This is a genomic window from Butyrivibrio sp. TB (genome assembly GCF_900110805.1).
GTDB lineage: Bacteria > Bacillota > Clostridia > Lachnospirales > Lachnospiraceae > Butyrivibrio > Butyrivibrio fibrisolvens_C.
Genome location: NZ_FOER01000030.1, coordinates 45,318 through 51,889 on the forward strand (window position 1 = coordinate 45,318; position 6,572 = coordinate 51,889).

At 41.1% G+C, this 6,572-nt stretch carries 6 protein-coding genes, 1 tRNA gene and 1 rRNA gene; all 8 read left to right on the top strand.

Annotated features, from left to right (window positions below):
* Positions 1-4 precede the first annotated feature (4 nt).
* Entirely contained in the window at positions 5-1,570 is a 1,566-nt protein-coding gene (locus BMX21_RS16680; protein WP_177174087.1) for a DUF6382 domain-containing protein, read from the top strand.
* A 358-nt stretch (positions 1,571-1,928) separates the two neighbouring features.
* Entirely contained in the window at positions 1,929-2,933 is a 1,005-nt protein-coding gene (locus tag BMX21_RS16685) for an SCP2 sterol-binding domain-containing protein (RefSeq protein ID WP_092046068.1), read from the top strand.
* Between the two features lie 46 nt (positions 2,934-2,979).
* Positions 2,980-3,627, top strand: coding sequence for a rhomboid family intramembrane serine protease (locus BMX21_RS16690; RefSeq protein ID WP_051212048.1), 648 nt, complete (start codon positions 2,980-2,982; stop codon positions 3,625-3,627).
* 69 nt (positions 3,628-3,696) lie between these two features.
* Positions 3,697-4,107: an HIT family protein gene (locus BMX21_RS16695; RefSeq protein WP_022755225.1), complete on the top strand. Its 411-nt coding sequence runs from the start codon at positions 3,697-3,699 to the stop codon at positions 4,105-4,107.
* A 14-nt stretch (positions 4,108-4,121) separates the two neighbouring features.
* Positions 4,122-4,964 carry a fumarate hydratase gene (locus BMX21_RS16700; RefSeq protein ID WP_092046070.1) on the top strand — a complete coding sequence of 281 codons (843 nt, stop codon included), beginning with the start codon at positions 4,122-4,124 and terminating at the stop codon, positions 4,962-4,964.
* A gap of 106 nt (positions 4,965-5,070) precedes the next feature.
* Positions 5,071-5,601, top strand: coding sequence for a Fe-S-containing hydro-lyase (locus BMX21_RS16705; RefSeq protein WP_022756250.1), 531 nt, complete (start codon positions 5,071-5,073; stop codon positions 5,599-5,601).
* A 259-nt stretch (positions 5,602-5,860) separates the two neighbouring features.
* A tRNA-Ser gene (locus BMX21_RS16710) sits at positions 5,861-5,948 on the top strand.
* 534 nt (positions 5,949-6,482) lie between these two features.
* Positions 6,483-6,572, top strand: a 16S ribosomal RNA gene (locus BMX21_RS16715); the annotation flags it as partial.

Here is a 6,572-nt window from a genome sequence, read left to right on the forward strand (position 1 = left end):
AAGAATGAATTACAATATACGTTATGAAAGAGACTTGTCACATAATTACATGGTAGTTGGTCTTGGTGATATAGATACAGGGGATTACAGGTACAAGATGCTTGAAGCCCAGAAAACCAAAGGTCTTATGGCCTGCAGCCTTAGGAATATCAATTCTGATTCCTTTCTATATTATGAAGCTGACGGCCTTAGGAGTATTGCAGACAGATTTGCAAGTAAGAAAATGAACTATTCGCAGCTTATAGATTTTTTCACGGATCTTGAGAAGACCTGCATAGATATGGCGGAATACCTTCTTGAAGAAGACAGCCTTGTTATGACAATGGATACAGTTATGGTGGATCTTGCGCGCGGAAGCTTTCGCTTTATGTGCCTTCCCGGAGATAACAGAGAAGATATCGAAACTTTTGCCATGGAACTAACAGATATAGTTGATCATAACGATGAGAAGGCGGTAAATACAGCATATGAATTCTGTATGCTTGTCGAAGAGAATGGATACAACCTCTCTGTTATTGCAAGGATGATGCGTGACAAGATGGCACAGAGTCTTGAAACAGTAAGCCAAGTAGAAGGGCAGCAGCCTGTAGAACATATCGCAGATAGAAGTGCTGTACAGGCTACTCCCAGCCCGGACTTTTATGAAGATTTTGATGAAACAGAAGAGGAAGATACATCATCAAAAGGAAAGTCAAAAGATAATGATATGAAGAGTTATTATATCTTTTCAATACTTTCTATAATAATAGGATTACTTGGTATTGCTATAAGATATCGATATCCTCTTACTCCAAGACAGAATATCATCTCTCTTTCTATTATAGGCGTGACATTTGCTATGGGTATTGCCGCTCTTATATATGCAAGTCATAAACGCAAAACCTTAGAGATGCAGGAGATTGATGACAACATAAGATCAGAGATCTCTCATGTGAAGAAGAGAAAAGAAGCAGAAAAGAAAAACTCTGCTTTGACCAATAAAAACGAGTATAGAAAAAAGAAAAGAAGATCAAAGTCATATGAAGACGATGATTTTGATATAGATGAAGAAATCGGAAATGAATTCGGAGGAGCTTGTGAAAAAGGAGGCTCTAGTGCATTCGGCCCGGGCAATCTTGCTTTTGCAAGATCAGATGAGAAGGCTTTTGGAGCTGCAGCGCACTCTGTACTTATGCCCAATCTCCAGATGTTCGCATCAAGGAAGGCAGATACATATGCACATGCATCAGCCCCTAAGGATCCCGGAACTACAGTCCTAAGTGACAGTCCTGTCAAGGAACAGGGACGCCTTTACAGTAGAGGTCTTAACAACTGCATCCAGATAAGCACCGACAAGCTCCCTCTTACAATAGGCAAGATGGAAGGCTGTGTTGACTTCGTGATACCCCATAAGACCATAAGCAGGATCCATGCGCGCCTTTTTAGAGAAAACGGCAACATGTTCCTTATAGACCTTGGCTCTACCAATGGAACATACCACAACGGATGCAGACTCCAGGCACAAAAACCTGTAAGAATAGTTCCCGGAGATGAAGTCAGATTTTCAGATATCGTCTTTGACTATAGATGATGGTGGGATGTATTTCTATGTACCGTTACAGGAAGTAACGTGACATGTCCAGAAATACATGGATGTATTTCTATGTACCGTTACAGGAAGTAACGTGACATGTCCAGAAATACATGGATGTATTTCTATGTACCGGATGTGCTATACTTAATTATGATTATGGTCTTTGGGAATAGAAGTACTTTTCTGTACTGTCTGGCGTTCCCTTTCTACAGCCTGTTGTGTTGGGACATGAGGTTAAAGTTTGAAAGTGTTCCACTTTCAAACCCGAATTGGTGTCACGAGTTTCACCAATTCGAACCATTAGTCACTCGCTTTACTCGTGACATGAGGTTAATAATGGAGGAGCACATAAGCCATGAAGATCAACATTTACTACGGAGGCCGCGGCATTGTTGACGATCCGTCTTTGTATGTGATAAACAGAATGACGGATGTATTAAAAGAACTCAATGTCGAGGTACAAAGATTCAATCTGTTCGATCAAAAGAATGCAATAACAGCACTTCCTGGTACACTTAAAGATGCCGATGGTATCATTTTGTCTTCTACAGTTGAATGGTACGGTATCGGCGGATATCTCATGGAATTTTTAGATGCATGCTGGCTTTATGGCGATAAGGACAAGATAGGACGCATGTACATGATGCCTGTTATCATGTCTACTACATACGGAGAGCGCGAAGGCGTGACCAGCCTTGAGACGGCCTGGGAGATACTTGGAGGCCTTCCCTGCGACGGAGTATGCGGCTATATCGCTGATACTTCACTTTTTGACAGCAATCAGGATTATATACGTCTTATAGAAAAAAAGGCCGAGAACTTCTATAGGACTATCTCGCAGAAAATCCCCGCCCTTCCTGCAAGCAATCAGGTAGTAAAGCAGAAAGTATCTCTCACCAAGAGCGTCGATCTGACTCCGCAGGAATCAGAACAGCTTTCTAAGTATGTCTCTGATGACAGATATGTTCAAACTCAAAAAGCTGATATTCAGGAGCTTTCTTCTCTTTTTCGTGATAAACTTAAAAATGATGAGCGCACGTCTACTTCAGAAGACTATTTAGATACATTCAAAAAGCATTACAGGCCTGATAATAAAGTTCAGGGAACATATGCTATAACTGTAACGGACAGACCTGGCATGAAGACCATGCTCTTAACGATTAGGGATAGTCTTGTCACACAAGTCATAGCTTCTGAAACAAGTGATATAGATGTTGCACTTTCTATGACCAAGGATTCTCTTGATGAGATAGTTACAGGACGTATGACCTTCCAGAGAGCATTTATGGCAGGTAATATGAAGATGAAAGGCGATTTCAAGCTCTTGCGCGGGCTTGATCAGATTTTTGTTTTTGGATAAGTGACAGCGCGAAATTTAACGGATGTGAGGTTTGCAGTAGTTTTTTATGGCCAAGTATGATCAGCAGTGGTATAGGGATTTTTATGGAAGATATCTTACTTCCTTTGTGATGATAATTTTTTTACTTCTTAATATATTGTTCTTTGTAAGTCAGATGATCCTTGGCAACAGACTTACAGACAGCGGAGCCTTGATCACAGATAATGTATATTATGGCGGTCAGCTGTACAGGCTTATAACTGCAACCTTTCTCCACGCAGATATATCCCATATTGTTTCTAATATGATAGGGCTGTTCTTTATAGGAGGACTTATAGAGATAAGTGTAGGGCATATCGGCTTTGCACTCATATATCTCATGTCCGGTATAGGTGGCAACCTTGTATCTGTATATTATGAGAATTTCAAACACATAGAGCGCTATTCAATAGGAGCAAGTGGAGGAGTATTTGGCCTTATCGGGGCTCTGCTCATTCTCACTGCATATGAAAGAATAAGGTCCGCAAGAGAAGGAAAACCAGCAGGCAGCCTTCTTTACAGGGGCCTTTTTGTGGTAGTATTTATGGTGGCTTCAGGCTTTACTGAAGGCGGTGTTAACAACACTGCTCATATAGGCGGACTTATCATGGGTATGATCGTGTGCACAGCACTGGTCCTTATCCGTGGCAGTAAGATCAAACCTATGCAGCTGTGATGCAAGTCGCAGCCGTATAATACATGATAATGTAGAAAAAATAAAAACAATCTACCAAAAGGAGAGCGTATGAAGAACGATAACTGTATTTTCTGTAAACTTGCAAATGGGGATATCCCAACTAATTCAATCTATGAAGATGATATGTTCAACGTGATACTGGACAATGGTCCTGCAAACCTTGGTCATGCACTTATTCTCCCTAAAGATCACAGCGCCAATGTTTTTGAGACTCCTGATGAAACACTTGGCAAAGCTATGATCCTTGCCAAGAAAGTAGCTCAAAAACTTAAAGATACACTTGAGTGCGATGGTGTCAATCTTGTTCAGAACAACGGAGCTGCTGCAGGACAGACTGTAGAGCATTTTCATCTCCATGTGATACCAAGATTTACTAACGATGGACAGACAATAGCATGGAAACCAACGCAGCCCGAAGATGACAAGCTTCGCGACATCTGCAAAAAGCTTAAGTTTTGATAATAGGTGGTAGTATGCGCGAACTTGATGTTAGTAATATAACAACTGCGGTGAAAGAGATGGTTATCTCTGCCAATTATCATCTTTCGCCTGATATGAAAAAAGCCCTTGATGATAATGCACTTTCTGAGAAATCTCCCCTTGGAAAAAGCATACTGACTCAGCTTCAAAAGAACCTTGAAATAGCTGACACTGACAAGATCCCGATCTGTCAGGACACAGGAATGGCCGTTGTATTTATAAAAGTCGGACAGGAAGTACACCTTGTAGGAGGAAGTGTCACAGATGCGATCAATGAAGGTGTAAGACAAGGATACACAGAAGGATATCTTAGAAAATCAGTAGTAGGAGATCCTCTTATAAGAGAAAATACCAAAGACAATACTCCTGCCGTGATCCATTTTGAGATAGTACCAGGTGACAAAGTTGAGATCACCTGTGCCCCCAAGGGCTTTGGAAGCGAGAATATGAGCAAGATCTATATGCTCAAACCTGCTGACGGAGAAGAGGGAGTGAAGAATGCCATACTTCAAGCCGTAAAGGATGCCGGCCCTAACGCATGCCCTCCTATGGTTGTCGGAGTAGGAATAGGTGGTACCTTTGAAAAATGCGCTATTATGGCCAAGCAGGCACTGACAAGACCTGCAGGAGAGCATTCGGATATACCATATATTAGAGATATGGAAGAGGAGATGCTAGAGCGTATCAATGCAACAGGTATAGGCCCCGGAGGACTGGGCGGATCTACTACAGCGCTTGCCGTTAATATAAACACCTATGCAACACATATAGCAGGACTTCCTGTTGCTGTTAACATCTGTTGCCATGTTAACAGACATATAAGCAGAACACTGTGAGAGGTTAAGTTTGAAAGTGTTCCACTTTCAAACCCAAATTGGTGTCGCGAGCTCCACCAATTTGAACCATTAGTCACTCGCTTTGCTCGCGACATGAGGTTAAAAAATGGAATACCATATTAATGCTCCTTTGACCAAAGAGGATACATCTAAGTTAAAAGCCGGGGATATGATATACATCACCGGAACTATATATACAGCAAGAGATGCGGCTCATAAGAGAATGTCAGAGGCTCTTTCAAAAAGTGGGAAGCTCCCCTTTGAACTTGATGGCAATATAATATATTACATGGGACCATCTCCTGCAAGACCGGGAAGACCTATAGGATCAGCCGGTCCTACAACAGCAAGCCGTATGGACAAGTATGCACCCTCACTTCTTGATCTTGGCCTTAGAGGCATGATAGGCAAGGGTAAGAGAACCAAGGAAGTACAGGATGCCATAGTCAGGAATAAAGCAGTGTATTTTGCTGCAATAGGCGGAGCTGGTGCCCTGCTATCTAAAGCCATAACTTCATCTGAGGTTATAGCCTATGATGATCTTGGAACAGAAGCCATCAGAAGACTTCACGTAGAGAACTTCCCTTGTATAGTTGTAATAGACTCAGAGGGAACCAATCTGTATGAACAGATTTAACACTTTCATGAATAGCATTTTTACGAATGTGTGATTTTGTAAATACAGTTCAAGATGATCAATAGAATAGTTTGTAAATGTCTGAAAAAAATATTTATTATTATTGCGTAAAACGATTGACAAACAGGAAATGTCATCTGTATAATAAATGATGCGTCGCGAAGGAAGTATTTCGATATACGAGGTAGTATGATCGGCTTCTGGAGAGATGCTGAACCAAATATTTATACCATTTGGTAGAGTGGTTATTCAGACATGTGGAGAAATACTCAAGTGGCTGAAGAGGCGCCCCTGCTAAGGGTGTAGACCGGGCGACCGGTGCGCGGGTTCAAATCCCGCTTTCTCCGTTTTTCGATTTAATGCTTTTGCTTAAAGAGAATCTTGAGAGGTTTACAAGGTTCTTTTTTTGTCCCTTAAATATGAGCGATCGAATCGCTTATAAATAAGAAAAAGAAAATCGAAAAAGATGTTGACAAAAAATCAGCATCAAGATATAATCATCTTCGCTGCGTAAGAAACGAGCTGTTTTGAAGAGCGAGAGCTTCATCAGACAACGAGTTGCAGCAAAAAATGATTTAAAAAGTTCTTGACAAGTTACTAGCAACGAGTTAAAATAAATCACGTTGCGGCGGACAAAGCCAAGACACAAAAGCTTAAAAGCCTTAAGACAAGAGCTTTTGAAAGCACTTTGACAACTTAACAGTAATGCAACCCTGAAAATTCCAGTTCTTCTTTTTAAAGAAGGACAGAATGTTCAGAAGAACAAAAACCAAAAGTAAATTTTTGATGGTTTAGCCACCATCAAGCTGTTAGAAATAACAGTGGAGCAGAATTATTCTGATTAAGTCAGCATAAGTCTGAACCGGAAAGAACAATTATTTTAAAGTGAGAGTTCGATCCTGGCTCAGGATGAACGCTGGCGGCGTGCCTAACACATGCAAGTCGAACGGAGTTTAGCGCTGATGAAGCTT